Genomic DNA, 25,378 nt, shown 5'->3' with positions numbered 1-25,378 from the left:
GGTACAACCCATGATATTAAAGTGGCAAAAGATTTAGTGGATAAAGTAGATTTAACCAACGTTGTCATGCTAAGTGCTGATAAAGGTTATGATGCACAAGATTTTCGTGATTATGTGACAGATAAAGCCATTCATGCTAATATTCCACGCAAGTCAAATAGCAAACAGACCAATGAGCATATGGATTGGTATTTATATAAGTTTNGGCATTTGGTTGAAAATACTTTTTGTAAGATAAAAAATTATCGGGCTATTGCTACACGCTTTGATAAGTTAAAAAGAAACTTTGAAAATAATGTCGCTTTAGCCTTTGCCTATCTATGGTTGCAGCTGTGAATGTTCAACTGACCCTAGTTTTTTGCCAAAAATTTTGCACTACTCACTTCCTTTATTCGTGGGTTTGGATTGTAGTTAATTTGCCATTTTTAAAGTATAGATATTGGTAATCGTCATATACCCATTGTTCTATCGTACCGTGAGCGGTTACAGTTTTGTTAATACTGTTTGGCTCGCCCCAGTTGGTTTGATTGCGGACTTGGTTTTTTGTCATGCCGATTTTGGCAGCAGGTTTTTTGGCAAGGTTACGCTCATAGATATATTCTTTTGCATATTGCAAATTTTTTTGTTTTTCATCGCTAGATAGTTCAAGGACGTTGCCGTTTTTATCAGTAGGATTTTCAACAGATTGTAATATTTGCTTATCTGTCATATTTTCCCATTGTTTTGTAATGTCATACCAAGAACTATAAGCATGAACATTTGTATCTGGGTAATAAGTTACTTTGACCTTTTGGGTAAATCTGGTGAAATTCTCGCCTGCAGGTTTGCCATTATTAACAACATTGGTTAATAATACCTGTCCTTTGCTGTCTTTAAATACATACCTACTATTTGCTAAATGGTCTTCTTTTTCTTGTGCTTGGTTGCTTAGTTTTTCAATATCATCACGAATATCCCCAACATAATAATCATCATCTGTTAGTTGTTCATTATTAACAACATTGGTTAATAACACTTGCCCGTTGCTTTCTTTAAAAACATACGGATTTGCCGAATTTGCTACGCCAACCACGCCAGCCAATAGTAAAATTAGATATCTTTTCATGTGTTTATCCTTATTCACCCTTATTTAAATTACCAATTTAAAAAGCCCATCCAACCAGTTAAGCCCCCTAAAATTTGATACTGTTTATCAAAATCTTCTTTACTTAAAATTTCACCTTCTTTATTTTGCTCGGTGTAAACCCTAATTCTATTATTAGACATTTGTTCAAGATAGCGACAACGAATAAAGCCACCAAAATCCAAAGCGTAAATTTTCCCATCATAAATTGTTAAATCCGCCTTGTTTTTATCAATAAAAGCGATTGTTTTATCCATTAAAACAGGTTTCATTTCTTGACCGATAATGCTAACAGCAAAAACTGAATTATGGTCAGGCACGTCCATACCGCTTAATGTGTCTTGCGATATCGTATATGACAAAATATCTTTTGTTGTTGCTTGATTAAAATAGCTAATTTCAAAAATATCATATCTTCCATAATCATTATTTTTTTGGCTGCTAAAAACATTTTGATTAACAGTTGTATTATTAAAAACACCACTATTAAATTGATTGGCATGAACAACAGGTTGATTATGACTTACATCCATCCACCCAAAATCTAAGTTTAAAGACGTTTCAATATCACGGGCAAAATCATTCCCCATACCAACCTTTTCGCCATTTGGTTTAAAACCCTTTTTTAATTGGCTAATGTAAGATGCAGGCTTATTGATTGCATCAGCAAATTCAGACTGTGTTCTAAAATTTGACATCAAAGCCAACATATTTTGTTTGCGAATTTCTGAAATATCCATAAATCACCTATTAAATAATTTAGTATTTAACTAAAAATATTAACTAAAGTAAATAAATGCAAAACTAAATTTGCAATTCTTTTTATTTAGTTATAAACTATATAAAATATTAGTCTGGTACTAAATTTATGCAAAAACAAACGGAAAGAAAACGCCCTGCAATTCAGTCATTAATTTTAAAAATTAACGACATGAGCGACAGCGACCGCCAAAACTATGCCGAAAAATGCGGAACTTCTATTGGCAACTTACGCCAAATCGCTTACGGTTTTGGTGGTGTATCGCCCAAGTTAGCAAAATCAATCGTAAAAAATTGTGATTGCAATGTAACATTTGAACAATTAATCCCTGAACTTACTTAACAAAAGGAAACCCCATGCACCACAAATCCATAACCCAATTATCACCAGAACACCGTGAGAAAGCCAGAGAAATAGAAACCCTACTTTCTCAACACATCGCAAAAACTACCCAAGCCGAAGTCTGCCGAGAAACAGGGGCAAATAAAGACAAAATCAACCGCCTAGTAGCGAACGATTTAGATTTGATTGCAGGCGTGTTAGCAGTCGTTGGCTTAAAAGTCGTCCCTGAAGACCACGTTTACTGTAGCAAAGAAACCGCCGAAGCCACACGAGAACTACTCAAAAACTGCTTTAACTCACCCGACTACATGAGAATTTTATTCAAATAAAAAACCCTTGTAACGGACATTACAAGGGTTTAGGTATCAGGATAAATATCAACATCAAGATAAGGCAAATTATATGAAAAACACCAACAAAAAGCAAGTGAAATTTAAAAGCGGTATGAAACCAAGCCAAAATCAACTGCTAATCAATCACCTACTGCAGGGCAAACAAATTAACAAAAAAGACTTTATCGCATTAACTCAAAACCCCTTTGCATCCGTGTCCGCTCGTGTGTACGATTTAAGAAAATACGGCTATCCGATTAAAGATGAAAACATCTATCTTGATGACGGCACGCACTACACCAACTTTTATTTGCCAAAATGGTTTTTAACCAGCGTTGCCAATGACGGCTTGGACATTGCCCTACGTTCGGCAGGCGAGATACAACAGATTGACAAGAAACAAGGGGCAAACGTATGAAAATCCACTTTATCAGCCACCACTTTAGCGAATGGGACAGCCAAACCAAACACATGAACCGTCTGGAAAAATCCATTTTTATGGACTTACGCACCCTATACTTTAGCAATGCCACCGCCAATAACGGCAAAATTGATGCAACCGACATAGAGCTTTTGCACTACCGCCTTGCCTGCCACACCGAACAAGAACAACAAGCCCTTGCACGTCTACTCAAAGACCAATTCAAAAAAATCGGCAAAACCTACCGTAACAGCGACTGGGACAACCAAATCAAAAATATTATCTGGGCAATGAAAAACGGCAAATATAGCATAACGGATAGCGTAACAAAAAGCGTAACAGCAAATTATGACAGCATAACACAAAGCGTAACAGACAGCGTAACGCAAAATCCAAATAGCGTAACACAAAACGTAACAACATTAAGCGACAGCGACCGCCAAAAACAACACCGTGAAAAAATCAAAAGCATGGTTAATCTATTAAAAAACAACGGCATAACAGCCAACAGCAAAATGTCAATCGCACAACTGCAAACGCTGATTGAACAAAACAACTTAAATAGCGTAACAGACAGCGTAACGCAAAATCAAAAAGGCGTAACGGACGGCAGACACACGGCGGACGAAAACGTAACAAAAAGCGTAACACAAAATCAAGCGAATATAATAACCATTAACCAAACCCAAAACCAAGAGAGAGAGCAAAAAAGCGAAAAACCGCAAAATCTCACCGCACACACACAAAGAAATTTAAACTCAATCACACATTGGCAAGCCCCAACGCTTGATGAAATACGCCGTATTTTGTTAGCCAATGACTTTGCAGGCGTGTTTACTCAAGAGATTTACGACCAAATTTTACCAAAGTTTAAAAACCACTTTGAAAACTTAGAAATCACCGAAAACAAACGCTTGGCAACCGAACAAAGTCGCATTGACCGTCTAGTCGCTTGGATAAAACGTGAAAAAATTACCCAACAGCCAACTTCCACAGACACAACCACCACACCATCCAAACCGCTAGACCCTAGCCAAGCAATTCTTTGTAATGGGCTACTAAAGCCATTATTCCCCAACATGAACCAACAACAGTCATTGAATTTTCTAAATTCTAATCGTGAACCATACGAAGGACTTGATGAAACCTATGACCGTTTGATGGGCGACATTGATTGGCAAAATTTTGATTATCAAGCGTTTAATGAAAGATTTCAAAAGGTGGTAGCATGACACGCAAAAAACCAATCCAATATGAACGTTATGAACAAATGGCGGTCATGGCATGGGCAAGGTGGCAAAAATGGCACAACGGCAAAGTCAGTCATTACCTACACCACAGCCCAAACGGTGGTAGCAGAAATGCCATAGAAGCCAACAACCTAAAAATTATGGGCGTAATGAAAGGTTTTCCCGACCTATTTTTATTTATCGCAAAACACGGCTACCACGGCTTATTCATTGAACTAAAACGCAAAGAAAAACATTTAGCAAAAATAGACCCTGAACAAACCGAAGTATTAGATCGATTAAGCGAACAAGGCTATTTGTGCAAAGTGTGTTTTGGGGCGAATGAAGCGATTGATGTGATTAAGCAATATTTAGAAATTTAACAAAAGGCAAAAATATGAACGAACATTGCAATTGTGGCGAAGAGCTAACCCCATTTGATATCAAAGGTAAATGCGACAACTGTCTAAAACAAACCACCGCCCAAAAAACCGACATCAAAATTTTAACAACCTGCGTAACGCCATTGATGACTTAGAGCGTTACCTACAACAAAATCTATAACAAAAGTTAGTTAGCCAAAGGAAGATGATGAACCGATTTGCCACCCGCCCTATGTTTGACATTGACGGCTTAGATTGGCTAACTGCCACCTTAACCGCCAAAACCACCAAACTTACCGCCACCGACACGCCAGCCACTACCCCAAAAGATAACGAAACATGGGAAGACCGTTGTGCGTGTATTGGCATGATGAACGAACCTGCCAATGCCTTGTGTTCCATGTTAGTATGGGGATATGACAGCCAACAATGTGAAAAAGTTGTACACTATTTATCCAAAATATTACAACGGCAAAAGATAAAACTACCCAATAATTGCCCCCACTCGCCAGCCGAACTATGCGATAAAATCGCCAACATGGTATTGTATTTACATTTTTGGGATTTGTGGGAGTGTTTCACCGTCAAGGGAAAATTACAATGCGGTGAAATGTTTGGTTGGGGTGCAATCCAAATTCACGAAAGAACCTATAGCAAACAATATTACCCTTACCAAAAACTTGCTATCCAAAAATTACAGGAATTACTATGTGAGATTGAAGATAATATTAAACAATATCGCAAAAATCTTATTTTGTTTGAGCGTGAGCCAACAAACTCGCCTTAATCGCTTGAGCCACCGAACCGTAATGTTCAACCAGTTTATCCAATGCTTCTAAGGCTTCTTTATCTTTTGGCATAAACTGTACCGTTGTAGAGCGTAAGGCTTTGGCATTATAATTGGCTTTGGCTCGTTTGGCGTATTCAGTATTTGAATAATTTGACATTTGACATCACTCCTATTTTGTATTAATATGGTGGAGCAGGTCAGGCAAAACCGCTAATCTTGCCTAACCCCCAGTTTGCTAATGGCTGTTAGCTAACTGGCTTATTGCTTACCAAGCATTAGAGCTTATAAGTAGTAAGACAATAAGGACGATGATTTGTAAAGCTCGGGTCATCGTTCTACTCCTTTCTTTGGCTAGGTTTCAGCCTAGCTTCTCTGCTAAGTTCAACCTTAACCGTCACCAAAACATTATGGTATGCTTGCCTACCTTGTTTTGATAGGTGCTAGTATATACTAAATGGTATATAAATTTAAGTAAAAATATATGAAAATCAAACAAATAGAAAGTTACATCACCTTATCAATGGCAACGTCAGCCAAACTAAACACAGATATACTTAATCAGAAAACAAATCCGCTAATACCCATCCTATTAGGAATATTAGGCGGTGTAATCATTGCAATTTTTTCTTGTAATATCTTACTTGACATCATGATGTAAAATAGGGTATCATTTTGCTATACTGCACAAAGTTATAGCTAAAGACGAATGAAACAATCATTTGTCTTTTTTTTGTGCCTTACTTTTGCAAACAAGAATTATTATAATAGGCTTACAGAGCCTACCCAAACACACAAGCCCACGCCCCTATGCGTGGGTTTTTTATTGTCAAAAGGAAAGTTTATGACAACCCCATGCCGATATCGTGGCTGTCCAAACCTAGTAACCAGTCGCATGATGAAAGGGTTTTGTGACGAACACGCTGAACATCGCAACGGTTGGCTAAAAACCCAACGGCAAAAAGGCAACACAACCAAACGTGGTTATGGCAACGCATGGCGAAAACTCAGAAACCAAATCATGGAACGAGATGCCTACCTTTGCCAAATCTGCAAAGCCAACGGCAAAATCACCCAAGCCCAAGCGGTTGATCACATCATCAACAAAGCAAGCGGTGGCACAGACGACCCAAACAACCTACAAGCCATTTGCCACCCCTGCCACAAAGCAAAAACCCAATCCGAAAGTCGAAAATAATCGGCTTTTTTATTTTTATGGTGGGGGTGGGTAAAAAGTTCAGAGCCTTTTGCCCTATGACCGCCCCCCAAAGTAAATTTTTACGACCGCAAAATTAAAAGTTTAAGGTTTTGTTTGAAATATATGTTTAGGAATAGTTAATTATGGGCGGAATTGCAACTGTTGGTGGGCGTGGACGTAAGCCAAAGCCGACTAAATTGCGTGAATTAAATGGTAACGCTGGTAAACGCCCATTGAATACTAATGAGCCGAAGTTTAGCGAGATTGTGAATATTGAACCGCCTGAATGGTTGCCTGATTTGGCGGTTGAAATGTGGCATAGGGTTGTTCCTGAGTTGTTGGCGAATAAAATTTTAACGTTGGTTGATGTGCATAATGTGGAAGCGTTTTGTTTGGCGTATGCTCGGTGGCGTGAAGCTGAAAGCCACGTTAATGATAATGGTGTGGTGATGAATACACCCATGGGTGGTATGGTAAAAAACCCTGCTTTAACGGTGGTGAATGAAGCTAAAAAACAGATGATACAGTTTGGCTCGTTATTAGGGCTTGACCCTAGTAGTCGTAGCCGTTTGACAGGGTCGGTGGGCAAAGAAACGGTGGCTAATCCGTTTGCGGATTTGTGACTTTTAACTTTTTTACGGATTTTATCATGGTTTGGTATGGGCGTTTATCAGAATGTGGAGCGTGGCGAAAAGTACGCTAAAGACGTCTTGGCAGGCAAGATTGTCGCTAATAAGTGGATAAAATTGGCATGCCAAAAGCATTTTGATGATAAAAAACTTAGCAAAAATAAAGAGTTTCCCTATAAATTTGAACCTGCCAAAGCCGAAAAAGTAGCAAAATTTATCCAGTTATTGCCCCACACAAAGGGCAAATGGGGTTCAAAATCTGAAAAAATTACACTTGAGCCGTGGCAAATTTTCGCTTGTTGCATTCCGTTTGGTTGGGTGAAAAAGTCGGACGGTTTTCGCCGTTACCGTAAAATTTTGGTGTTTGTTTGCCGAAAAAATGGTAAGTCTGCGATTGGTGCAGGGATTGCCAATTATATGTTTTGTGCGGACGGTGAATTTGGGGCGGAAATTTATAGCGGTGCAACCACCGAAAATCAAGCTTTAGAAGTATTTCGCCCTGCTAAGCAAATGGTAGAGCGAACGCCTGAATTAAAAGATTTTTTTGGGGTGCAAGTAAACGCCAGTAATATGAACCGCCCTGCGGACGGCTCACGGTTTGAACCTGTGATTGGTAAACCAGGGGACGGCTCAAGCCCCAGTTGTGCAATCGTTGATGAATACCACGAACACAAAACCAACGATTTGTACGACACCATGGAAACAGGTATGGGGGCAAGAGAGCAACCCTTAATGCTTGTGATTACCACAGCAGGGTCAAATATCGGCGGCCCATGTCATCTAATGGTGCGTGATGCTGAAAAAATGTTGGACGGTGTGGCGGATATTCCTGATTTGTGGGCGATTTTGTACGGCAAAGATGTGGAAGATGATTGGACAAGCGATATTGCCTTGCAAAAAGCCAATCCAAATATGGACGTGTCTATTAGCGGTGAGTTTTTGCAAGCTCGGCTAAGAGATGCCAAAATGTCTGCGACAAAACAAGCGGTATTTCGCACCAAGCATTTAAATGAATGGGTGGGAGCAAAAAATGCGTGGCTGAACATGGGTAAATGGCTAACCGCCCCAAAACGTAAACCGCTTGATGAGTTAAAAAACCGTCCTTGTTATATCGGGCTTGATTTGGCAACAAAAATTGATATGTCAGCGTTGATTTTGTTGTTTCCACCGTCTGCCGATGACCCTTATTATCATGTGTATGGGCGTTATTATTTGCCTGACGTGCGTGTGCTTGAAGAGATAGACAGCAACAGCGAGCGTTATCGTGGGTTTGACAATGCAGGGTTTTTGACTTTGACGATGGGCGAAGTGGTGGATTTTGACGTTATCAAAGATGATTTGCGGTATTTTACCGCCAATTTTGATGTGCAAGAAATCGTGTATGACCCATTTCAAGCAACCCAACTGATGCAAGAAATGGAGCGTGAAGGCATGACCATGGTGGAACTTAGAAACACGGTGGCGAATTTGTCCGAGCCGATGAAAGAGTTTGAAGCCTTGGTGTTGCAAGGTAAAATCGCTCATGGGGATTGTCCTGTTTTGACGTGGCACGCAAGCAATGTGGTGGCACAAATGGACGCTAAAGATAATATTTTCCCACGAAAAGAGCGGAATGAAAATAAGATTGACGGTATTGTGGCGTGTTTGTTTGCGTTAAATCGTGCCTTGGTGCATGACGGCAATAATGGCAGTCTTGATGATTATTTGAGTAATATGGTAATAGCTTAACCGCCTTTTGGCGGTTTTTTAATGGGCAAAAGTTATGTTTACAACCTTAAAAAACTGGTGGGGCGGACTGTTTAACAATAACCGCCTTGCCAAAAACAGCACAGCTGAGCCATTTTTGGGAAGTACCACGGCATCAGGTGGCACTATCAACGCCGATACCGCCCTAAAGCTGTCAGCGGTGTGGGCGTGCGTACGACTGCGTAGTCAGACCATATCTAGCCTACCCTTGCACCTATACGGACAAGATAAAAAAACCGCCAACGACCACCCTTTATATCGGATTTTGCACGATAGCCCAAATGCCGATATGACGGCAAGCGAGTTTTGGGAAAGTGTGGTGGCAAGCCTTGATTTGTGGGGTAATGCGTTTGTTTTTATCGGACGGCATAATGGCGTGATTAAATCACTTGAGCCGTTAATGCCTGACAATATGCAAATTATCCGTAATAAAAATGGGGTAATCACTTACCGCTACACCGAAAACAACCAAATTTTTTATTATACCGACAACGAGATTTTGCATATCAAAGGCTTTACGTTGGACGGTCGGGTCGGCTTATCCCCTATTCAGTATCAAGCCCAAGTCATGGGCTATCAGATCGATGCCAACAATGCTGCCAATCATGAATTTAAAAACAGCTTAAAAGTGGGCGGTTTTTTAAAGACAGGCGAAAAAACACTCACTGACCAACAACGTGAAATGTTGCGTGGTAGCTTGACCGAATTTGGCAAGCCTGAAAACTCTGGCAAGTTTATGATATTAGAAGCTGGCATGGACCTGGCAGGGGGTGGCGGTATCAGAATGAACCCACAAGATGCACAACTTTTAGAAAGCCGATATTTCGGCATTGAAGAGATTTGCCGAACCTTTGGCGTGCCACCACAGCTAATTTATCATACCGACAAGGCAAGCAGTTGGGCAAGTAGCCTTGAAAACATGAATTTGGGTTTTTTGATGTATTCACTGCGTCCGATTTTGGTGCGTATTGAACAAGCCATTGTTAAAAAATTGCTAAGTTCTAGCGAACGTGGCAAGTATAAACCACGGTTTAGCGTGGAAGGCTTGCTACGAGCGGACACGCAGGGGCGAACGAACTTTTATACGTCCGCTTTGCAAAATGGGTGGCTGACACGCAACGAAGTACGAGAATTGGAAGATTTACCGCCGATTGACGGTGGCAATGATTTGACGGTACAGCTTAATTTAACGCCCTTACAATTTTTGGGCAAAAACAACACAGGGGGCGACATATGAATTTAGAAACCAAATCTTTAGAATTTAAAGCCACGCTCAACGATGACGGCACATTCAGCGGTTATTGTAGCGTGTTTGACAACACCGACAGTTACGGCGAAGTGGTCAAAAAAGGGGCGTTTTTAACGTCCCTTAATGTTTGGCAAAGCAAAAATAAAATGCCACCGATTTTATGGCAACATAGCCGTTCAGACGTGATTGGTGTATGGACAAAGCTATATGAAGACGAAAAAGGCTTGTACGGTGAAGGCAAATTGTTAATCAATGATGTTGCCAAAGCTCGTGAAGCCTACGCCTTAATTAAAAATGGGGCGATTGACGGCTTATCTATTGGCTATTACACCAATAAATGGGCGTTTAATGAAGATGACGATGTGCTTGAACTGCTTGAGTTGGATTTAAAGGAAGTATCAATCGTAACTTTTCCTGCCAATGCTGATAGCACGGTGGACAGTGTGAAAGCTGAACGACTGCAAGCGATTAAACAAAGTCAAGTCAGTGATGACGATGTCAAACAAGCGTTGGCGATTTTAAATGCCATTGAATTTTAACTTTAACCAAAAATTAACCTAATCTTTTTAACCGCCCATTGTCAAAAGTGGGCTTTTTTTATGGAGAAAATCCGATGAGTGATACCAACACCGAAATGGCAACCAAGTTTAGCGAAGCGACCGACAAGGTCAAAGCGATTGCCGAAGACCTAAAAGGCAAAATGGCAAACGGTGAAAAATTGAGCCAAACCGCCATTGATAAGGCGGATGAAGCCTTAGTTATCATGAATGAGCTAAAAGCTCGTGTTGATGACGTGGAACAAAAACAAGCAAGCCGTCATGGGACTGGCACGACTGAACGCACGACCTTGGGCGAAAAATTCGCCGATAGCGATGTGTTAAAAGCCTTGCAAGCCGACCCACGTGGCGTAAAGAGTGCCAAAATGGAAATCAAAGCCAACATCACATCAGCTACCGCCAACGCTGACGGCTCGGCAGGGGCGTTGGTGACACCGTTAATCGTCAATGGCTTAATCGCACCGCCTGAACGCCGTGCGACTATCCGTGACCTTATCATGGCAGGTAATACCAATTCAAACACCATTACCTATATGCGTGAAACTGGCTTTACCAACCGTGCAGGCGTGCAAGCCAACGAAGGCGATAAAAAGGCTCAATCTGACATCAAATTTGACGAGCAAACGGTAAACACGGCAACCCTTGCCCACTACTTTAAAGCCTCTCGCCAAATCCTTGACGATGCACCGCAACTAGCAAGCCATATCAACGGTCGCTTGATTTATGGCTTAAAAATGGTGGAAGAACAACAAATCCTAAATGGCGATGGCTTAAATGGCAATCTAAAAGGCATTATCCCACAAGCCACTGCATTTGAAGATAAAGCAACGTTGGCAAAATACACCATGCTTGACCAGTTACGCCTTGCCATGTTGCAAGGGGCGTTGGCAGAATATCCAAGTGACGGTATCGTACTTCATCATATTGATTGGGCAAAAATTGAACTTGCCAAAGATGACAACGGTCGCTACATCATTGGCAATCCGCAAGGCACAATCACACCGACCCTTTGGGGCTTGCCTGTTGTCGCAACTCAAGCCATGCAAGCAGGTAAGTTTTTGACGGGTGCGTTTAAACTGGGTGCTCAAATCTTTGACCGTCAGCAGTCGGCTGTGGTGTTAGGTTTTGAAAATGACGACCTTACTCGTAACTTGATTACTATTCTCGCTGAAGAACGCATTGCCTTAGCGGTTTATAGACCTGAAGCCTTTATTACTGGTACTTTGGCGGATAAAGTGTAGTTTTTATCAGACAAAACAAAAACCCAACTATTTGCAGTAGTTGGGTTTTTTATTACCCATTTAACGATGACTTAAACGGATAACTTATGAACAATGATAAACGATTTTTTATAAAATTGCTAGGTGTTTTTATGATTGAAATTAACAATGTAACGCCTGAAAAGATTGAAAAACTGCTTTGGATGGTGTCAAAAATCGTATTTTTGGTAATAATTTTGATTAAATTACCTGATTATATTACAGCAATTAAATGGTGGTAATAAGGAAAAAATTTATGCAATACCAAGTTATTCAACAACATTTTGGCGATAAACAATATTGGGCAGGCGAGACACGCACGGTTGAAAATAAACACGATGCCGAAACGCTGATTAATATGGGTTTAATCGCACCGCTTGACGAAAAGGCGGAAAAAACACCAAAAAATAAAAACGGCAAACAACCGAAAAACAAGGCTGAACCTGAAAATATTGAAACTGCCGAAGAAGTAGCAGAAGACATTGAAACAGCAGAAGAAGCCGAAATTGACAACAAGGCGGAATAAATGAGCGACATTATCCCCATTGACATAGCCATACACCATTTGCGAGCCGAAGACGATGATAAAATCATGGTGGCACGCTACCTAAAAGGGGCAATCAGCAGTGCCGAAAACTTTATGGGGCGAAAAATCGTGTTAGACAATCCAAGCGATGACGATGTGGTGTTTAGCCCTGCGATAGAAATCGGTATTTTGCTAATCCTTGGGGATTTGTACGCTAACCGTGAAAATACAGCGGTTGGCACAGTGGCAGAATTGCCGATGGGGGCAAGATTTCATCTGCAACCGTACCGCAAAATGGGAGTGTAACAATGTTACAGGCAGGTAAATTAAGAAATCGTATCAAGATTTTTAAGCCAGTTACCAAACGCTCGCCAACTGGTGCGGTCAAGGCTGAAAGTTGGGAACATATCTTGACACTTTGGGCGAATTTTCAGCCGTTGTCGGTGAAAGATGTTGTCAATAGCCAAATGGCAGGTTCACAGCTAACGGCTCGTTGCGTTATTCGTTATCGTAATGATATTAATAGTAGTATGCGTGTGGAATATCAGGGCGAAATTTATCAAATACATGGAGAACCGTTACCTGACAATGCAACTGGCAAGGTTTATTTAACTTTGATGTTAAAGAGTATTTAAAAATGGCAAGATATACAACGTTAATCAATGAGCGTTTGGGTGGCAATATACAAGGGCTTGATAGTTTAGACCGTAAATTGGCAGAGCTAGAAAACCAAATGGCAGGCAAGGTATTATATCAAGCCCTAAATTTTGCCACCAATCCCATGTTAAAAGATGCCAAAGCAAAAGCTCCCAATAGCCCCACTGCCTATAAACGCTATATGTCAAGCGGTCAGGGTCAAGCGACCTTTAAACGCGCCAAAAACAAAGTTAGACGTGGCAAACGTAAACGAGCCAAACGTGGACAGGGCAAATACGTCATTCAGCAAGCAGGTATTCTCAAAAAAAGCATACGCCGAATGCGAGCAAAAAGCATTAAAAACGGTGCTGGCGTGGGGATTTATATTCATCAAAAAGGCAAAAAAACAGGCAATTCACCGTTTTATTGGCACATGGTGGAATATGGCACAAGCAAAATGACGGCACAACCATTTTTACGCCCTGCTTTTCACAACAACAAAGACATAGCGGTTAATCGCTTTGGCGATAAGTTAAAACAAGCCATTGATAAAGCCGTTAGGAGTTAAGCAATGAACGTTGGTGAGCGACTTTTTCCGATTATTGGGTTTTTGGTAAATGATGAAATTTATCCACTAATCCGCCCAGAAACCGCCAAAGGGCAACCGCCTTATATTATCTATACGCCGATTAGTTCTCAGTCGGAAAATAGCCTTGATGGATTTTTAGGGCATGAATACGCCCAAATTCAAATAGATATTTATCATAGCGATTATGACGAATTAGACAGATTAACCAATCAAGTCATTAAAGCGATTAATGACAATATCACACCGTCCGAATTTTTAGGCAGACAGCATTTATATGATGATGACAGCGAACTATTTCGCCAAAGCCTAGATTATCAGTTTTGGACATCAATTTTTAACCAAGCCTAAGGAGTAAAATATGGCTGAAAATAGCGAAACCGCCAATCTTGCGGACAGTTTTTATACCGTTCATTATTCAACGGACGGACAAACATTTAAAAAAATTCCTGCCTTACAAGAAGCGGACGTACCGAGTGAAGAAGCGGTATTAGATGAAGTAACAACAACCGATAGCAAACGCAAAATTGAAGTACCCGTTGATTTTGTTGAAGATGGTGAGTGGTCGTTTACCTACGCCCATGATGAAAGCAATGCCGACCACAAGGCATTGCAAAAAGCCTACAAAGATAAAAGCGAGCTGACCTTTCAAATCAAATTTCCCACCGCTCCAACGCTAAATTGTGAGTTTAAGGGAATTATTTCAGCGTTAAATATCAAGGCGGAAACCAAAAAGAAAATCCGCCGTGAAGCAAAGGTAAGCATTACATCTAACATTTCTAATAGTTTAACAGGTGGTTAAAAATGAATTTAAAAGACAAAATTTTAGCTTTAGCAGTTGCCAATACCATAGTGGCAGTAACTTCTGACAATGTCCCTGAAGGCATTTTTGTCAAAAAACTAAGCATTGGCGAACGTGAAATTTATGCCAAAAAAATTGATAAAGCCATGAAAAAAAGCAAAGACAATGCAATGAATGCGTTGGCGTTTTGTTTGGTGGCGTGTGATGAACAGGGTGAGCCGATTTTTAGCGAAGATGATATTGATGATGTCAATAAATTGCCGTCTGATTTGGTGCTTGATGTGCTTGATACCTTTAATCAAATCAATGGTTTTAGCCAAAAATCGCAAAAAGCGGTTGATACTGCGGAAAAAAACTAAAACGCCACTTTGAACTAAGGTTTTTGCATAAACTGGCAGGGCATTTGGGAAAGACGGTAGGCGAACTCAAACAATCTTTAAGTTATGATGAATTGATTGATTGGATTGCTTATGACCGATTAGACCCAATCGGAGCATATCGGCAAGATTTACAAACAGCTCTGCTTGCGATGTTGCAAAGTGGCGATAAAGATAGTCAATTAACTGATTTTGTATTAATTGACCCTAATCCAATGACAAAAAAACAACGTAGAAAGTTGAGAATTGAACGTGAAAAAGCAGAACATCATGCACGAGCCAAGCGATTAATGGCAAAATTTGCAAGATTACAACAAAAAACCCAGTAATTGGCGTTACTGGGTTTTTAATTTCAATATTTAAGGTTATTGACAAGATGAATTTTAACATAGATTTGGGACAATGGGTAGTCAAAATGTTAGAAAAATACGAAAATTCAACAAAAGTTAGATTTTTGGTAAACTGGCTTGTTGTCTGTTTAACATTATTTGCTTTGGCAAGTTTTATTAATGCGGTGAAGTGGTGGTAAAATGGCTCAAGTATTAGAACGCTTACAACTGATTATGGAAGCGAACACGGCAAACTATGTCAGTCAAATTCGCAACGCCAGAAGTCAATCATCACGAGATTTTACCAATATTCAAGAAAATGTTGCCAAAATGCAACGCAAAGTTACCCAAAGTTTTGTTAATATTGGGCGTGAAGCGGTTGCAGGGCTTGGGGCATTTGCCAGTATCGCAGGGGCATTGTCTTTTGCACGCACGGCGGATAGTATGCAGGATATGCACGCCCAAATTAAACTGGTAACCGCTTCAACTGAACAATACCAAGCAGTACAAGAAAGCCTACACGCTTTATCACAAAAAAATTATGCGGACATAGAAGCAACAACTGGATTATATACCAATTCGGCTCGTGCGTTGGCAAGTCTTGGCAAAACCCAACAAGAAGTATTAAAATTCACCGATGCGGTCAGCCTTGCTATGGGCGTGGGCGGTAAGTCCGCCACCGAGCAAGCATCTGCCCTACTGCAGTTAGGGCAAGCCATGCAATCAGGCGTGTTAAAAGGCGATGAATTTCGTTCACTGGGCGAAAATGCCCCTATTATGCTTGATTTGATTGCACAAAAATTGGGGGTAACTCGTGGTGCTTTACGAGATTTATCCAAAGAAGGTAAAATCACCGCAGAAGTGGTCTATGATGCAATGGCAGGCTCAACTGAAAAACTACAAGCCATGTTTGACAGTATGCCTGTAACCATGAGCCAAGGTTTAACCCAAGTCAAAAATGAATATAAACAGTTCACCCATGAAGTGATGAATGGCACAGACGGCATGGCAAGCCATATTGCGAGTACTTTAAGTTGGCTAGCGAGTAATTTTGACAATCTTGTCAATGTGGCAAAAGTCGGCATTGGTGTGGTGGGTGTATTGGCATTTAAAAGTTTGGCAACGTCCGCCATGTCTGCTATTGCACCGATTGTGGCAAATACTACTGCAGTCCTTGCTAATGCCAGTAGCCAACAAGCCCTAGATAGGGCTATTTTTGTCGCTCAACGTAACCGAGTAATTGCTACTTTAGCATTACGCAATTACAAAATAGCTCTCATAGAAACCGTTACTGCAACGCTTGCCTATGCTCGTGCATTGCCTGCCAAAATTGCCAATATTAACCGAAGCACCACATCTATTATTGCCAATATTAGAGCAACCTTATCATTGGCAAACGCCCAAAAAGCCATTATCAGCACTACTATTTTGGCAGGACGTGGGATTTTGGGCGTTGGTACAGCTTTGGGGCGTGTTGGGGCGATGATTAACGCCCACCCACTCATGATTATTGGCGGTGTACTTTTAACCGTGATTGCTCATACCGAAGGCTTGCAAGGGGCGTTTGAGAGTTTTGGCGATGCGGTCAATGTGGTGGGTAGTATTTTTAGCGAATTTGTGGTGATGTCGGTAAAAGGTATTGGCTCGCTACTCGGCAGTGCGGTAGATTTTTTTGGCAATTTTATTTCAGGTTCAAAACAAAGTACGCAAATATCACAAGGCTATTTTGGGGCATTGTTTAGCAATACTGAAAAAGGTTTTGTTGGTGTGTTGCAGGTTTCTGCTCGTGTGTTTGATTTGGCAGGAGCAACTATTCGTGGTTTTGTTGTAACTGGCATTAATGCGATTAAAAATTTGGTGATTGGGGCTTCAAATGCCTTAAGTTGGTTAAAATCTCAATTTGGATTTGGTGATGGTTCGCAACAATCCTATGAAAGTTTAAGTTTAACAGGTAATATTGCAAAAAGCGTAGCTGTTGTCTCAAGTAGCGGACTTGAAAATCTTGTTAATACCCATAATCAAATGGTCAATACCAAAAAAGCGACTGATAAGGCAACGCTTGCATTGGGTGGTATGAGAACGGCATTTGACAAAGTTGGTGGTTCGGCGGATAAAGCAGGTGGCAAAGGCAAATCAGCAACCAATAAAATCAAAAAAGGGGCTGATGAAGCCAAAAAAGCATTGGAAAAGTTAAAAGATGAGTATGAACAATTACGTCAATCGTTTTGGACAGATGGAGAAAAAATCAAAGCTCAAACAAGTAAAAACCTTGCTTTGGTAGAAAAAGCGATAAAAAATGGATTGGGTAAAACCGAAGGAGAAAGACTTAAAAACAATATTCTTGGTAAAGAAACTGAAAGTTTAGCATTGTTAAAAAATCAACATCAAGAAGAGTTAGCAGAATATACAAAATTTTTTACAACAAAAGAAACTTTATTGGATGAACATTATACTAGACTGGCTGAAAATATTGGCGTATCAACCAAATATAGCACCGAAGAAAAAAATAATATTCATCAAGCATTAGCTGTTCAGTTGCACAATGAACAACTAGAATATCAGCTATCTATTTTGGAGCGACTGCAAGACATTGACGACTATAAAATGTCTGAAGAAGATTTAATTGGCAATAAATATGCATTAATGGCAAGCCGTATTGATATGGAGTTTAAGACTAGCGACCCTGCTCGTCATCAATCATTTATGAAGGCAATAGAAGAACGCAGAGATTACGAACTAGAACAACACCGACTTGTCAAAGAAAAACAAATCAGCGATATGTTAGATTTTCAAAAAACCGACTTACAAAGAATTGCGGATAAATATGCCTTTGAGCGTCAAGAAATTGAACGTAATCTTAAATTAACCGAAGACGAGCGGTTAAAACGACTGGATATCATCAATCAGCAACAAGTCTTTGACATCCAAAAGTTACAAAAAACGCAACGAGACGAATTTTTAACCCAACAAGCAGGCTTTATGGGGGCAAATGAATATCTTGAACTAGAAAACAGCCTTGCCACCCAAAAAGAAAACCTAGACAAATGGCGAGACAACGAAGCAATCAGCGATGATGAATGGAAAGCAGGTAGGTTACAAGCCGAAAAAAACTACCTACAAGCCAAAAATGCCTTAACCCTAAGCTATGGCGAACAAATGGCAGGCAACATGGCTGGCGTGCTAAAAAATATCGCAGGTGAAAACAGCCGAGCCTACCGAGCCATGTTTGCCGTTGAAAAGGGCTTTGCGATTGCCAAATCTATCATGGCAATTCAAGCCACTATTGCTAGTAGCGGTATGTCTTTGCCATTTCCTGCCAATCTTGGGGCCATGGCAACGATTGCCACGCAAATGGGTAGTATTGTGGCAAATATTCAAGCCGTGCGTATGCCAATCGGACAAGCCCATGACGGCATTATGTCTGTGCCAAAGTCAGGTACTTGGAACTTAGAAAAAGGCGAACGAGTGTTACCAAAACATACTGCAAAAGCCCTTGATGATAGGCTTGATAACTTTGACAAAAAAGGCAATACGCCAAACATCATTATCAACAATTATTCAGGCGAAAAAGCCGAAGTTAGCCAACAGCCGAACGGTGATTTGCTTGTCATTATCGGTCAAGTGGTAGATGCCAAAATCGCCAAAAACAACCGAGACCAATTAAGACAAGGGGGGATAAACTATGGCAGATAATCTGAAAACTTTTAACTGGCAAATGAACATGGGAGCTTCTGCCAAGGTCCAACATAACCGTACCAAAACCCAATTTGGAGATGGCTACGCCCAACTGGTTAGTCATGGCATCAACAACAAAGTAACCGATTGGAATGGTAATAAGACAGGCGATTTGCAAACAGTGATCAAGCCGATTATGGATTTTTTGGACGAACACAAAGGCATTATCCCCTTTTGGTGGACAAATCCACACGGACAAACCAAAAAATACACCTGCCAAAATTACAACGTATCTCAACGTAAAGGCAATATGTGGCAAATTACTTTAGAATTTGAAGAATATTTTTAACCGCAAATGATACAATTTGCATAACCCAAGCCTTTGTTTATCAAAGGCTTTTTTATTGACAAGGAAAAACCATGAGCGAAAAAACTTTAACCACGCTTTCACGCACCGAAGCGGTGATTTTATCAGCATTTATTTACCAAGTGGATAACTGGAAAAATCAATATGGCGAAAAAGCCGACAATATTGAAATCATCTACTACCCCGAAGATGACGGCTTTGATGTGTCAAACAATGAACCCAAAAAAGGCAAACGCATTACCGCATTTTTTGCCGATATCTTGACTTGGGCGAACGGTCAATTAAAACAGCTACAAGGCTATAACCAAGAAAATAGCGTGCAAAAATTCGCCCTGTCGTATAAAGACAATCAATACGGCGTATCGGTACAGACTGCCCCAAAAGAAAGCGAGCTTTAAAAAGCAAAATCCCAAAGACGGCAATCTTTGGGATTTTTATTATCCGATGAAACAATACTTATTAGGACAAGAGATATTATAAATGCTAAACAATCATAAGTCAAACAGCCAATTAAATGTAGGTGGAAAAATGAACGCACAAGATGCAGGAAAAGTAGGCAAAATGCAAGCAGTGGCATTGATTATTTTGGCGTGTGGGCTAAGTTCTTTGCTCGTATGTTTTGGCATATCTTTAATTGGGGGGTTAAAATGATCTTCACCCAAAAAGTAGAACAACCAGTCGTACAAGGTTTAATCACCTTGTATGAATTAGATGCACGAAAATTAGGCGGTGAAGTTTACCGCTTTCACGGGCATAATGACGGCGTAATTACATGGCAAGGGCAAAATTTTACGCCAATCGCCATAAAAGCTGACGGCTTAGAAGTACGATCAGACGGTCGTGCCTCTGCCCCTACTTTAACCATTCATAACGATATTAGCGGTGTACCGCAGGCCTTACGCTTTTTGTGTATGCGGTTTAAAGATTTTGCAGGGGCGAAATTAAAAGTCATTCATACCTTGGCAGAGTATTTGGCTAGCGATGACGAACAAAATTTTAAAATCCAAAACTGGTACATTGAACAAAAAACAAGCGAGACCAACGCCACCACCACGTTTGAATTGTCAAATCCTGTAGATTTTGACGGTTTAAAAATCCCTGTGCGTCAGATTACCAGTTTTTGTCATTGGGCGGTGTGTGGGCGGTATCGCATGGAAGAATGTGGTTATACAGGCACAGCTCGTTTTACCAAAGACGGCAAACCCACCGATAATCCAGAACTGGACAAATGCGGTGGTAGGCTGTCGGATTGTAAGTTACGGAACAATGAACAACGATTTGGCGGATTTCCTGCCAGTAATTTGATAGGATAAAAAAACCGCTTAATAGGGCGGTTTTTTTAATGATTGGATTTCGGTTAGGATTTGTTTGAGTAGGTCTGATTGGTCGGTTGGGCTGGCAAGCAATCCATTATCCAATAATTCAACAACAGCTGTATTTAATGACATATTATGAACATTGGCATAATCTACAACCGCTTGGTGTAAGCTAGGCGGTAAACGGATTTGTGAGCGTTTCCAAGTGTCTTGCGTTTGTAATAATTCGTGTTGGTTAAGATATGACATAAAAATTTGTGCCTTTTTTCAAAAAAAATTCTTGACATAAATTATAATGTCATATATTATATTTGTCAATGACATAAAAAATTATGTCAGATTGGGCAAATGCCCATAAATAAGCCCTGCTATCCGACCAAGAACCGCAGGGCTAGAACATCAACCAAGTAAGGAAAATATCCTATGAGTAATGTAACACAAAAGCCCCTTGAAAATCAAGGATTAGTGCCTGTTTTTAGTGGGCAAATCAACCAAAACGCTGAAATGCTGTGTGATGCTCGGCAGTTACACAAATTTTTGGGTGTGGGTCGTGATTTTTCTAACTGGATTAAAAATCGTATCAAAGAGTATGGTTTTGTTAAAAATCAGGATTTTATCATTGTACAAAATTTGAGCTCGCCAAAACTGGCGAACTCAAAAGCTCGCAAACAAATGATGATTGACTACCACATCACCCTTGATATGGCAAAAGAGCTGTCAATGGTGGAGAAAAACGCCAAAGGTCGTGCCGTTCGCCGTTATTTTATTGACTGCGAGAAAAAAGCCAATTCATTGACCGCACAAATTACCGAAACCACCATTTTGCTTAAAAGTATTGACGGTAATTTGTCGCAAGCAGGGCGGTATTTGGCAATTCACGGCAAACAAACTAAGCCCACCTTAAAAGGCAGATTGTCTGAACTTCTACAAAAAGCACAACCATACCTCCCCTTTGTTGAGTTTGGAGGTGCAAAATGAGCCAAGTTAACAAGATGGATTTATACGATGCCCACACGCTAGCTTCTAGCTACTTGGATTGGATTGCCACTTTGATTAGTCAAGCCAAATCTAGCGGTAATGATACTTTGCTTGATATTGCTTATTATTTGGCAGACAGTCAGTCGGTAGAATTTGCCGAAAGTGCCAAGCGATTTGAATAAACACAATTTACCCAACAACTCACAAAAACCGTCTATTTGTTTAGGCGGTTTTTTTATTGGAAAAAATTTATGAAATTGACTAAAAATTTAACATTACAAATTTCCCAACACGCCACCAACGAATACCCAAAAGAATGTTGTGGCGTGATTGTAAATGACGTTTATCACCCTTGCGACAATATCGCTTTTGACCCATTCAATCATTTTGAAATTGACCCAGTTGCATATTTGGATTTTGGCGAGATTGAAGCGATTGTGCATAGCCACCCAGACGGCACAGGCGAAATGTCCGAAATGGATAAAACCCAAATGGGACTGCATGGCGTGGACTGGGTAATTTGTGGAATTGGCAAAGATTTATTGACCGATGATTTTTATATTGATTTACAAATTCATCAAGCAAAAGCCCACCATGCCCCACTTTTGGGGCGTGAATATGTGCATGGCGTGCAAGATTGCTATACATTAGTGCAAGATTATTATAGCCGAGAGCTTAATATTGACTTGCCCAATTTTAAGCGAATTGATGACTGGTGGGAAGATGAAAATCATGAGCCACTTTATGAAAATAATTTTGCAAAAGCAGGTTTTAAAGTGGTGGATGATTTACAACCGCACGATGTCATTTTATGTCGTGTAGGGCGAACGTACCATGTTAATCATGCCTTGATTTTTGTTGGTAATGGCAAATTGCAATCCGAAAATACGCCTGATTGTGTGGGTGATAATTTGGTATTGCATCACCCACATGGGGCGTTGTCAAGACGTGAAATTTTTGGCGAAAGTTGGCAAAAACGTACGGCGTTAATTGTACGGCATAAGGAATTAATAAATGAAAACCATTGAACTACACGGCATTTTAGCCAAAAAATTCGGCAGATTTTTTAAATTACAAGTCAATTCCGCCAAAGAAGCGGTTCATGCGATAGCTTGTCAAATCCCTGCCTTTCGCCAATTTATGAACGATAGCGAACGCTTGGGCTATCGCTTTGCGGTGTTTAATGGCAAAAAACGTAATGCAAAAACCAACATCGGCGAAAATGAGCTTGACAACATTACCACGGCAAATCACATTCACATTGTCCCAAAAATTATCGGCTCAGGCGGTAAAGCCTTTGGGTGGTTACAAGTGGTGGCAGGGGTGGCATTGGTTGCCACAGGGTTTGGAGCAGGAATTGGGGCAGGTCTTGTAAATTGGTCGCTTGTCGGAGCAGGGGCAGGGCTATTATTGGGCGGTGTATCAACTTTACTTATGCCAACACCCAAACTTGACACCGAGAATGAAGATGGCAATAAACCCAACAATGGCTTTGGCGGAGCGGTAACCACAGTTGCCCAAGGTAACCCAGTCCCAATTTTGTACGGTGAGCGAGACGTTGGCGGTTTTGTTGCTTCGGCAGGGATTTATACTGAAGATAAAGCGTAAATTTTAAAGGTTAATTATGCAAATTCTAGGCTCAAAAAAAGGGGCAAGTCAGCCCAAAAAACCCCATATTGCCAAAGACGATTTAGTCTCAACCGATTATTACAAAGGCTTGTATGGACTTTGCGAAGGGGAAATATTCGGTCTTTCAGATGGTGGTAAATCTATCAAACTTGACGGCACACCTTTAATTAATGCCAACGGACAGCCCAATTTTAAGGGCGTAAACTGGGATTTTAGAAGTGGTACGCTTGACCAAAGCCATATTGCAGGCTTCCCTGCGGTGGAAAACGAGCAAAGCATTGGCGTAGAACTTCGCCACGACCGCCCATACACAAAGGCGATTAACAACAAAGAACTCTCAGCGGTGCGTGTACGGCTAAATCTTAACGCCTTGCGAGAACAAAAAGACAACGGCGATATTGTGGGTTATGCGATTGAATACGCCATTGATTTGCAAACCGACATAGGGGCATTTGTGGAAGTGTTACGCCAAACTATTCGTGGCAAGGCAAGCTCTGGCTTTAAAAAATCGCATCGCATTGATTTACCCCCTGCTAAAAAGGGTTGGACAATTCGCATTCGCCGTATCACGCCAAACCGTGATAGCGATTTGGTCGCTGATAGCATGACAGTGGACGCACTCACTGAAATCATCGATGCCAAATTAGCCTATCCTTGTACCGCTCTTTTGGGCTTATCTTATGATGCCAAAACGTTTAACAATATCGCAAAATTGGCGGTGCGTTTAAAAGGCAAAATCATTCAAGTACCCACCAATTACAACCCTGATACTCGCCAATACACAGGACTGTGGGACGGTACGTTTAAAATGGCGTATTCTAATAATCCTGCATGGGTGTTTTATGACCTTTGTACCCATAAACGCTATGGTTTGGGCGAACGCTTAAATGGCATGGTGGACAAATGGCGATTATACCAAATCGGACAATATTGTGATGAACTGGTAGATGACGGCAAAGGTGGCAAAGAGCCACGTTTTACCGTGAATGTGTATATCCAACAAGCCGATGATGCGTACAAAGTGTTGCAAAACTTGGCTTCTGTGTTTCGTGGAATGAGCTTTTGGGACGGTCAAAACATTGTGGTGGATAGCGACACACGCAAAGACCCAGTTTATACCTTTTCACCTGGCAATGTGGTCGGTGGCGAGTTTAGTTACACAGGCACACGGGCAAGGGATAGACACACCGCCGTTAAAGTGGCATGGGATAACCCAGACAATGATTTTAAAACCGAATATGAAGCCGTGCAAGATGAAGAAGGCATTGCCACGCAAGGCTTGCGTATGCTTGATATGAATGCCTTTGGTTGTACCAGTCGTGGGCAAGCCATGCGTGCAGGATTGTGGGCGTTAAAAAGTGAGCAATTAGAAACACGCTCCGTCACCTTTAAAACAGGGCTTCAAGGCTTTATTCCACAAGTTGGGCAAGTCATTAATATTGCCGATAATGTGTTTGCAGGGCGTGCAATCAGCGGTCGGATTGTCAGTGTAAACGGCAAACAAATCACCCTTGACCGTGTGGCAGGGAAAGTGGGCGATATTCTGACAATCGCCACGGCAGACGGTGTTTTATCGACAAAAATTACCGCCATAAATGATAAAATTGTAACCGTTAATCAAGCGTTAAACGTGGCAAATGAAAGTATTTGGGCGATTGTGGCGGACGATTTAAAGTTAATGCAATTTCGTGTTTTAACCATTGAACAACATGATGATGCCACGTTTAGCATTCACGCCCTGCAGTACGAACCACAAAAATTTGATGCGGTGGACAATGGCGTACACATCACGCCACAGCCTTACAGCGTGTTAAAAGCCACGCCAATCACCGCCCCCAATAGCGTAACTTTGACAAGCTCCAATCGTACCGTACAAGGGCAAGTCGTAACCACCTTAACAATTAACTGGGAGCAAGTACAAGGGGCAACTGCCTATATCGTTAAATGGCGAAAAGATGACGGCAACTGGCAAACCTTGCCAAAAATAAGCGGTCAATCGGTGGATATTGACGGCGTGTATCAAGGGCAATATTTAGCCCAAGTACAAGCCGTTGATAGTTTTGATAACGAAAGTTTACCAACCACAAGCGAACTTACCACCATTCACGGCAAAACTGGCAAACCGCCACGCCTTGCTAAATT

37 protein-coding genes are annotated in these 25,378 nt (G+C 40.9%); 33 read left to right on the top strand and 4 right to left on the bottom strand.

The genetic code is table 11. From position 1 onward, the window contains the following. Positions 1-336 (top strand): IS5/IS1182 family transposase (locus A3G3_RS0107485; RefSeq protein ID WP_019519921.1); only part of this gene is annotated, 336 nt, incomplete at its 5' end. Positions 337-388: 52 nt separating this feature from the next. On the opposite strand, the gene A3G3_RS14755 is transcribed toward A3G3_RS0107485, so the two are convergent. Together A3G3_RS14755 and A3G3_RS0107475 are read right to left on the bottom strand one after the other, a co-directional pair. Beyond that, entirely contained in the window at positions 389-1,105 is a 717-nt protein-coding gene (locus A3G3_RS14755) for a hypothetical protein (RefSeq protein ID WP_019519920.1), read from the bottom strand. A gap of 29 nt (positions 1,106-1,134) precedes the next feature. Continuing rightward, positions 1,135-1,863 carry a S24 family peptidase gene (locus A3G3_RS0107475; protein ID WP_019519919.1) on the bottom strand — a complete coding sequence of 243 codons (729 nt, stop codon included), beginning with the start codon at positions 1,861-1,863 and terminating at the stop codon, positions 1,135-1,137. 128 nt (positions 1,864-1,991) lie between these two features. On the opposite strand from A3G3_RS0107475, the gene A3G3_RS13385 reads away from it, so the two are divergent. The 7 genes from A3G3_RS13385 (at position 1,992) to A3G3_RS0107440 (ending at position 5,377) form a co-directional block, all read left to right on the top strand. Next, positions 1,992-2,225 carry a helix-turn-helix domain-containing protein gene (locus tag A3G3_RS13385; protein WP_019519918.1) on the top strand — a complete coding sequence of 78 codons (234 nt, stop codon included), beginning with the start codon at positions 1,992-1,994 and terminating at the stop codon, positions 2,223-2,225. Positions 2,226-2,239: 14 nt separating this feature from the next. Next, the gene (locus A3G3_RS13380; protein WP_019519917.1) at positions 2,240-2,554 is read left to right on the top strand and encodes a hypothetical protein; all 315 of its coding nucleotides are present in this window, start codon (positions 2,240-2,242) and stop codon (positions 2,552-2,554) included. Between the two features lie 73 nt (positions 2,555-2,627). After that, positions 2,628-2,975 carry a hypothetical protein gene (locus A3G3_RS0107460; RefSeq protein WP_019519916.1) on the top strand — a complete coding sequence of 116 codons (348 nt, stop codon included), beginning with the start codon at positions 2,628-2,630 and terminating at the stop codon, positions 2,973-2,975. Further along, positions 2,972-4,210, top strand: coding sequence for a DUF1376 domain-containing protein (locus A3G3_RS0107455; protein ID WP_019519915.1), 1,239 nt, complete (start codon positions 2,972-2,974; stop codon positions 4,208-4,210). The genes A3G3_RS0107460 and A3G3_RS0107455 overlap by 4 nt, the downstream gene beginning before the upstream one ends. Then, the gene (locus tag A3G3_RS13375) at positions 4,207-4,590 is read left to right on the top strand and encodes a VRR-NUC domain-containing protein (protein WP_019519914.1); all 384 of its coding nucleotides are present in this window, start codon (positions 4,207-4,209) and stop codon (positions 4,588-4,590) included. Before A3G3_RS0107455 ends, A3G3_RS13375 begins: the two co-directional genes overlap by 4 nt. Positions 4,591-4,604: 14 nt before the next feature. After that, positions 4,605-4,745 carry a hypothetical protein gene (locus A3G3_RS14505; protein ID WP_019519913.1) on the top strand — a complete coding sequence of 47 codons (141 nt, stop codon included), beginning with the start codon at positions 4,605-4,607 and terminating at the stop codon, positions 4,743-4,745. A gap of 53 nt (positions 4,746-4,798) precedes the next feature. Beyond that, the gene (locus A3G3_RS0107440) at positions 4,799-5,377 is read left to right on the top strand and encodes a hypothetical protein (protein WP_019519912.1); all 579 of its coding nucleotides are present in this window, start codon (positions 4,799-4,801) and stop codon (positions 5,375-5,377) included. Here A3G3_RS0107440 and A3G3_RS0107435 read toward each other — a convergent pair. Then, positions 5,340-5,537, bottom strand: coding sequence for a hypothetical protein (locus A3G3_RS0107435; RefSeq protein WP_019519911.1), 198 nt, complete (start codon positions 5,535-5,537; stop codon positions 5,340-5,342). The genes A3G3_RS0107440 and A3G3_RS0107435 overlap by 38 nt on opposite strands. A gap of 684 nt (positions 5,538-6,221) precedes the next feature. Here A3G3_RS0107435 and A3G3_RS0107425 point away from each other — a divergent pair. The 20 genes from A3G3_RS0107425 (at position 6,222) to A3G3_RS0107325 (ending at position 20,626) form a co-directional block, all read left to right on the top strand. Then, positions 6,222-6,575: an HNH endonuclease gene (locus tag A3G3_RS0107425; protein ID WP_019519909.1), complete on the top strand. Its 354-nt coding sequence runs from the start codon at positions 6,222-6,224 to the stop codon at positions 6,573-6,575. Positions 6,576-6,718: 143 nt separating this feature from the next. Further along, complete coding sequence (locus A3G3_RS0107420) at positions 6,719-7,198, top strand: phage terminase small subunit P27 family (RefSeq protein ID WP_019519908.1); 480 nt, start codon at positions 6,719-6,721, stop codon at positions 7,196-7,198. A 36-nt stretch (positions 7,199-7,234) separates the two neighbouring features. Then, positions 7,235-8,932 (top strand): terminase large subunit, encoded by a 1,698-nt coding sequence (locus A3G3_RS0107415; RefSeq protein ID WP_019519907.1) that lies wholly within the window; start codon positions 7,235-7,237, stop codon positions 8,930-8,932. A gap of 34 nt (positions 8,933-8,966) precedes the next feature. Then, positions 8,967-10,187 (top strand): phage portal protein, encoded by a 1,221-nt coding sequence (locus A3G3_RS0107410; protein ID WP_019519906.1) that lies wholly within the window; start codon positions 8,967-8,969, stop codon positions 10,185-10,187. Next, positions 10,184-10,738, top strand: coding sequence for an HK97 family phage prohead protease (locus A3G3_RS13370; protein ID WP_019519905.1), 555 nt, complete (start codon positions 10,184-10,186; stop codon positions 10,736-10,738). Before A3G3_RS0107410 ends, A3G3_RS13370 begins: the two co-directional genes overlap by 4 nt. A gap of 74 nt (positions 10,739-10,812) precedes the next feature. Further along, the gene (locus tag A3G3_RS0107400; protein WP_019519904.1) at positions 10,813-11,997 is read left to right on the top strand and encodes a phage major capsid protein; all 1,185 of its coding nucleotides are present in this window, start codon (positions 10,813-10,815) and stop codon (positions 11,995-11,997) included. Positions 11,998-12,128: 131 nt separating this feature from the next. Beyond that, the gene (locus A3G3_RS14845; protein WP_267283247.1) at positions 12,129-12,257 is read left to right on the top strand and encodes a hypothetical protein; all 129 of its coding nucleotides are present in this window, start codon (positions 12,129-12,131) and stop codon (positions 12,255-12,257) included. A gap of 14 nt (positions 12,258-12,271) precedes the next feature. Beyond that, positions 12,272-12,541, top strand: coding sequence for a hypothetical protein (locus A3G3_RS13365; RefSeq protein ID WP_019519902.1), 270 nt, complete (start codon positions 12,272-12,274; stop codon positions 12,539-12,541). Then, on the top strand, positions 12,542-12,847 hold the full coding sequence (locus A3G3_RS13360) for a head-tail connector protein (RefSeq protein ID WP_019519901.1): 306 nt from the start codon (positions 12,542-12,544) through the stop codon (positions 12,845-12,847). Positions 12,848-12,849: 2 nt separating this feature from the next. After that, entirely contained in the window at positions 12,850-13,176 is a 327-nt protein-coding gene (locus A3G3_RS0107380) for a phage head closure protein (RefSeq protein WP_019519900.1), read from the top strand. 2 nt (positions 13,177-13,178) lie between these two features. Beyond that, complete coding sequence (locus A3G3_RS0107375; RefSeq protein WP_019519899.1) at positions 13,179-13,745, top strand: HK97-gp10 family putative phage morphogenesis protein; 567 nt, start codon at positions 13,179-13,181, stop codon at positions 13,743-13,745. 3 nt (positions 13,746-13,748) lie between these two features. Continuing rightward, a complete protein-coding gene (locus tag A3G3_RS0107370) occupies positions 13,749-14,114 on the top strand; it encodes a DUF3168 domain-containing protein (RefSeq protein ID WP_019519898.1) in 366 nt (121 codons plus the stop codon). A 10-nt stretch (positions 14,115-14,124) separates the two neighbouring features. Continuing rightward, a complete protein-coding gene (locus A3G3_RS0107365; protein ID WP_019519897.1) occupies positions 14,125-14,565 on the top strand; it encodes a hypothetical protein in 441 nt (146 codons plus the stop codon). 2 nt (positions 14,566-14,567) lie between these two features. Next, positions 14,568-14,924: a phage tail assembly chaperone family protein, TAC gene (locus A3G3_RS0107360; RefSeq protein WP_019519896.1), complete on the top strand. Its 357-nt coding sequence runs from the start codon at positions 14,568-14,570 to the stop codon at positions 14,922-14,924. Positions 14,925-14,968: 44 nt separating this feature from the next. Then, a complete protein-coding gene (locus A3G3_RS0107355) occupies positions 14,969-15,271 on the top strand; it encodes a phage tail assembly protein T (protein WP_228702718.1) in 303 nt (100 codons plus the stop codon). 201 nt (positions 15,272-15,472) lie between these two features. Beyond that, complete coding sequence (locus A3G3_RS0107345) at positions 15,473-18,964, top strand: tape measure protein (RefSeq protein WP_019519893.1); 3,492 nt, start codon at positions 15,473-15,475, stop codon at positions 18,962-18,964. Further along, positions 18,954-19,295 carry a phage tail protein gene (locus tag A3G3_RS0107340; RefSeq protein ID WP_019519892.1) on the top strand — a complete coding sequence of 114 codons (342 nt, stop codon included), beginning with the start codon at positions 18,954-18,956 and terminating at the stop codon, positions 19,293-19,295. The genes A3G3_RS0107345 and A3G3_RS0107340 overlap by 11 nt, the downstream gene beginning before the upstream one ends. A gap of 71 nt (positions 19,296-19,366) precedes the next feature. Next, positions 19,367-19,711, top strand: coding sequence for a hypothetical protein (locus tag A3G3_RS0107335; protein WP_019519891.1), 345 nt, complete (start codon positions 19,367-19,369; stop codon positions 19,709-19,711). A gap of 130 nt (positions 19,712-19,841) precedes the next feature. Continuing rightward, entirely contained in the window at positions 19,842-19,964 is a 123-nt protein-coding gene (locus A3G3_RS14840; protein WP_267283246.1) for a hypothetical protein, read from the top strand. Beyond that, on the top strand, positions 19,961-20,626 hold the full coding sequence (locus tag A3G3_RS0107325; protein WP_019519889.1) for a phage minor tail protein L: 666 nt from the start codon (positions 19,961-19,963) through the stop codon (positions 20,624-20,626). The genes A3G3_RS14840 and A3G3_RS0107325 overlap by 4 nt, the downstream gene beginning before the upstream one ends. 9 nt (positions 20,627-20,635) lie before the next feature. On the opposite strand, the gene A3G3_RS0107320 is transcribed toward A3G3_RS0107325, so the two are convergent. Continuing rightward, entirely contained in the window at positions 20,636-20,878 is a 243-nt protein-coding gene (locus A3G3_RS0107320) for a hypothetical protein (protein ID WP_019519888.1), read from the bottom strand. A gap of 174 nt (positions 20,879-21,052) precedes the next feature. Here A3G3_RS0107320 and A3G3_RS0107315 point away from each other — a divergent pair, with 174 nt between their 5' ends. The 5 genes from A3G3_RS0107315 to A3G3_RS0107295 form a co-directional block, all read left to right on the top strand. Beyond that, the gene (locus A3G3_RS0107315) at positions 21,053-21,607 is read left to right on the top strand and encodes a phage antirepressor Ant (RefSeq protein ID WP_019519887.1); all 555 of its coding nucleotides are present in this window, start codon (positions 21,053-21,055) and stop codon (positions 21,605-21,607) included. Then, positions 21,604-21,789, top strand: a complete 186-nt coding sequence (locus tag A3G3_RS0107310; RefSeq protein ID WP_019519886.1) for a hypothetical protein — start codon at positions 21,604-21,606, stop codon at positions 21,787-21,789. The genes A3G3_RS0107315 and A3G3_RS0107310 overlap by 4 nt, the downstream gene beginning before the upstream one ends. A gap of 69 nt (positions 21,790-21,858) precedes the next feature. Then, the gene (locus A3G3_RS0107305) at positions 21,859-22,635 is read left to right on the top strand and encodes a C40 family peptidase (protein WP_019519885.1); all 777 of its coding nucleotides are present in this window, start codon (positions 21,859-21,861) and stop codon (positions 22,633-22,635) included. After that, positions 22,622-23,215: a tail assembly protein gene (locus A3G3_RS0107300; RefSeq protein WP_019519884.1), complete on the top strand. Its 594-nt coding sequence runs from the start codon at positions 22,622-22,624 to the stop codon at positions 23,213-23,215. Before A3G3_RS0107305 ends, A3G3_RS0107300 begins: the two co-directional genes overlap by 14 nt. A gap of 16 nt (positions 23,216-23,231) precedes the next feature. Further along, positions 23,232-25,378: host specificity protein J (locus A3G3_RS0107295; protein ID WP_019519883.1), on the top strand; the 2,147-nt coding region annotated here is incomplete at its 3' end.

The organism is Moraxella boevrei DSM 14165 (assembly GCF_000379845.1).
Classification (GTDB): domain Bacteria; phylum Pseudomonadota; class Gammaproteobacteria; order Pseudomonadales; family Moraxellaceae; genus Faucicola; species Faucicola boevrei.
This window is presented reverse-complemented; position numbering and strand designations above follow the sequence as displayed.

Coding starts and splice junctions, on each gene's coding strand:
- A3G3_RS14755 (WP_019519920.1), bottom strand. CDS start 1,105: ATGAAAAGATATCTAATTTTACTATTGGCTGGCGTGGTTGGCGTAGCA.
- A3G3_RS0107475 (WP_019519919.1), bottom strand. CDS start 1,863: ATGGATATTTCAGAAATTCGCAAACAAAATATGTTGGCTTTGATGTCA.
- A3G3_RS13385 (WP_019519918.1), top strand. CDS start 1,992: ATGCAAAAACAAACGGAAAGAAAACGCCCTGCAATTCAGTCATTAATT.
- A3G3_RS13380 (WP_019519917.1), top strand. CDS start 2,240: ATGCACCACAAATCCATAACCCAATTATCACCAGAACACCGTGAGAAA.
- A3G3_RS0107460 (WP_019519916.1), top strand. CDS start 2,628: ATGAAAAACACCAACAAAAAGCAAGTGAAATTTAAAAGCGGTATGAAA.
- A3G3_RS0107455 (WP_019519915.1), top strand. CDS start 2,972: ATGAAAATCCACTTTATCAGCCACCACTTTAGCGAATGGGACAGCCAA.
- A3G3_RS13375 (WP_019519914.1), top strand. CDS start 4,207: ATGACACGCAAAAAACCAATCCAATATGAACGTTATGAACAAATGGCG.
- A3G3_RS14505 (WP_019519913.1), top strand. CDS start 4,605: ATGAACGAACATTGCAATTGTGGCGAAGAGCTAACCCCATTTGATATC.
- A3G3_RS0107440 (WP_019519912.1), top strand. CDS start 4,799: ATGAACCGATTTGCCACCCGCCCTATGTTTGACATTGACGGCTTAGAT.
- A3G3_RS0107435 (WP_019519911.1), bottom strand. CDS start 5,537: ATGTCAAATTATTCAAATACTGAATACGCCAAACGAGCCAAAGCCAAT.
- A3G3_RS0107425 (WP_019519909.1), top strand. CDS start 6,222: ATGACAACCCCATGCCGATATCGTGGCTGTCCAAACCTAGTAACCAGT.
- A3G3_RS0107420 (WP_019519908.1), top strand. CDS start 6,719: ATGGGCGGAATTGCAACTGTTGGTGGGCGTGGACGTAAGCCAAAGCCG.
- A3G3_RS0107415 (WP_019519907.1), top strand. CDS start 7,235: ATGGGCGTTTATCAGAATGTGGAGCGTGGCGAAAAGTACGCTAAAGAC.
- A3G3_RS0107410 (WP_019519906.1), top strand. CDS start 8,967: ATGTTTACAACCTTAAAAAACTGGTGGGGCGGACTGTTTAACAATAAC.
- A3G3_RS13370 (WP_019519905.1), top strand. CDS start 10,184: ATGAATTTAGAAACCAAATCTTTAGAATTTAAAGCCACGCTCAACGAT.
- A3G3_RS0107400 (WP_019519904.1), top strand. CDS start 10,813: ATGAGTGATACCAACACCGAAATGGCAACCAAGTTTAGCGAAGCGACC.
- A3G3_RS14845 (WP_267283247.1), top strand. CDS start 12,129: ATGATTGAAATTAACAATGTAACGCCTGAAAAGATTGAAAAACTGCTT.
- A3G3_RS13365 (WP_019519902.1), top strand. CDS start 12,272: ATGCAATACCAAGTTATTCAACAACATTTTGGCGATAAACAATATTGG.
- A3G3_RS13360 (WP_019519901.1), top strand. CDS start 12,542: ATGAGCGACATTATCCCCATTGACATAGCCATACACCATTTGCGAGCC.
- A3G3_RS0107380 (WP_019519900.1), top strand. CDS start 12,850: ATGTTACAGGCAGGTAAATTAAGAAATCGTATCAAGATTTTTAAGCCA.
- A3G3_RS0107375 (WP_019519899.1), top strand. CDS start 13,179: ATGGCAAGATATACAACGTTAATCAATGAGCGTTTGGGTGGCAATATA.
- A3G3_RS0107370 (WP_019519898.1), top strand. CDS start 13,749: ATGAACGTTGGTGAGCGACTTTTTCCGATTATTGGGTTTTTGGTAAAT.
- A3G3_RS0107365 (WP_019519897.1), top strand. CDS start 14,125: ATGGCTGAAAATAGCGAAACCGCCAATCTTGCGGACAGTTTTTATACC.
- A3G3_RS0107360 (WP_019519896.1), top strand. CDS start 14,568: ATGAATTTAAAAGACAAAATTTTAGCTTTAGCAGTTGCCAATACCATA.
- A3G3_RS0107345 (WP_019519893.1), top strand. CDS start 15,473: ATGGCTCAAGTATTAGAACGCTTACAACTGATTATGGAAGCGAACACG.
- A3G3_RS0107340 (WP_019519892.1), top strand. CDS start 18,954: ATGGCAGATAATCTGAAAACTTTTAACTGGCAAATGAACATGGGAGCT.
- A3G3_RS0107335 (WP_019519891.1), top strand. CDS start 19,367: ATGAGCGAAAAAACTTTAACCACGCTTTCACGCACCGAAGCGGTGATT.
- A3G3_RS14840 (WP_267283246.1), top strand. CDS start 19,842: ATGAACGCACAAGATGCAGGAAAAGTAGGCAAAATGCAAGCAGTGGCA.
- A3G3_RS0107325 (WP_019519889.1), top strand. CDS start 19,961: ATGATCTTCACCCAAAAAGTAGAACAACCAGTCGTACAAGGTTTAATC.
- A3G3_RS0107320 (WP_019519888.1), bottom strand. CDS start 20,878: ATGTCATATCTTAACCAACACGAATTATTACAAACGCAAGACACTTGG.
- A3G3_RS0107315 (WP_019519887.1), top strand. CDS start 21,053: ATGAGTAATGTAACACAAAAGCCCCTTGAAAATCAAGGATTAGTGCCT.
- A3G3_RS0107310 (WP_019519886.1), top strand. CDS start 21,604: ATGAGCCAAGTTAACAAGATGGATTTATACGATGCCCACACGCTAGCT.
- A3G3_RS0107305 (WP_019519885.1), top strand. CDS start 21,859: ATGAAATTGACTAAAAATTTAACATTACAAATTTCCCAACACGCCACC.
- A3G3_RS0107300 (WP_019519884.1), top strand. CDS start 22,622: ATGAAAACCATTGAACTACACGGCATTTTAGCCAAAAAATTCGGCAGA.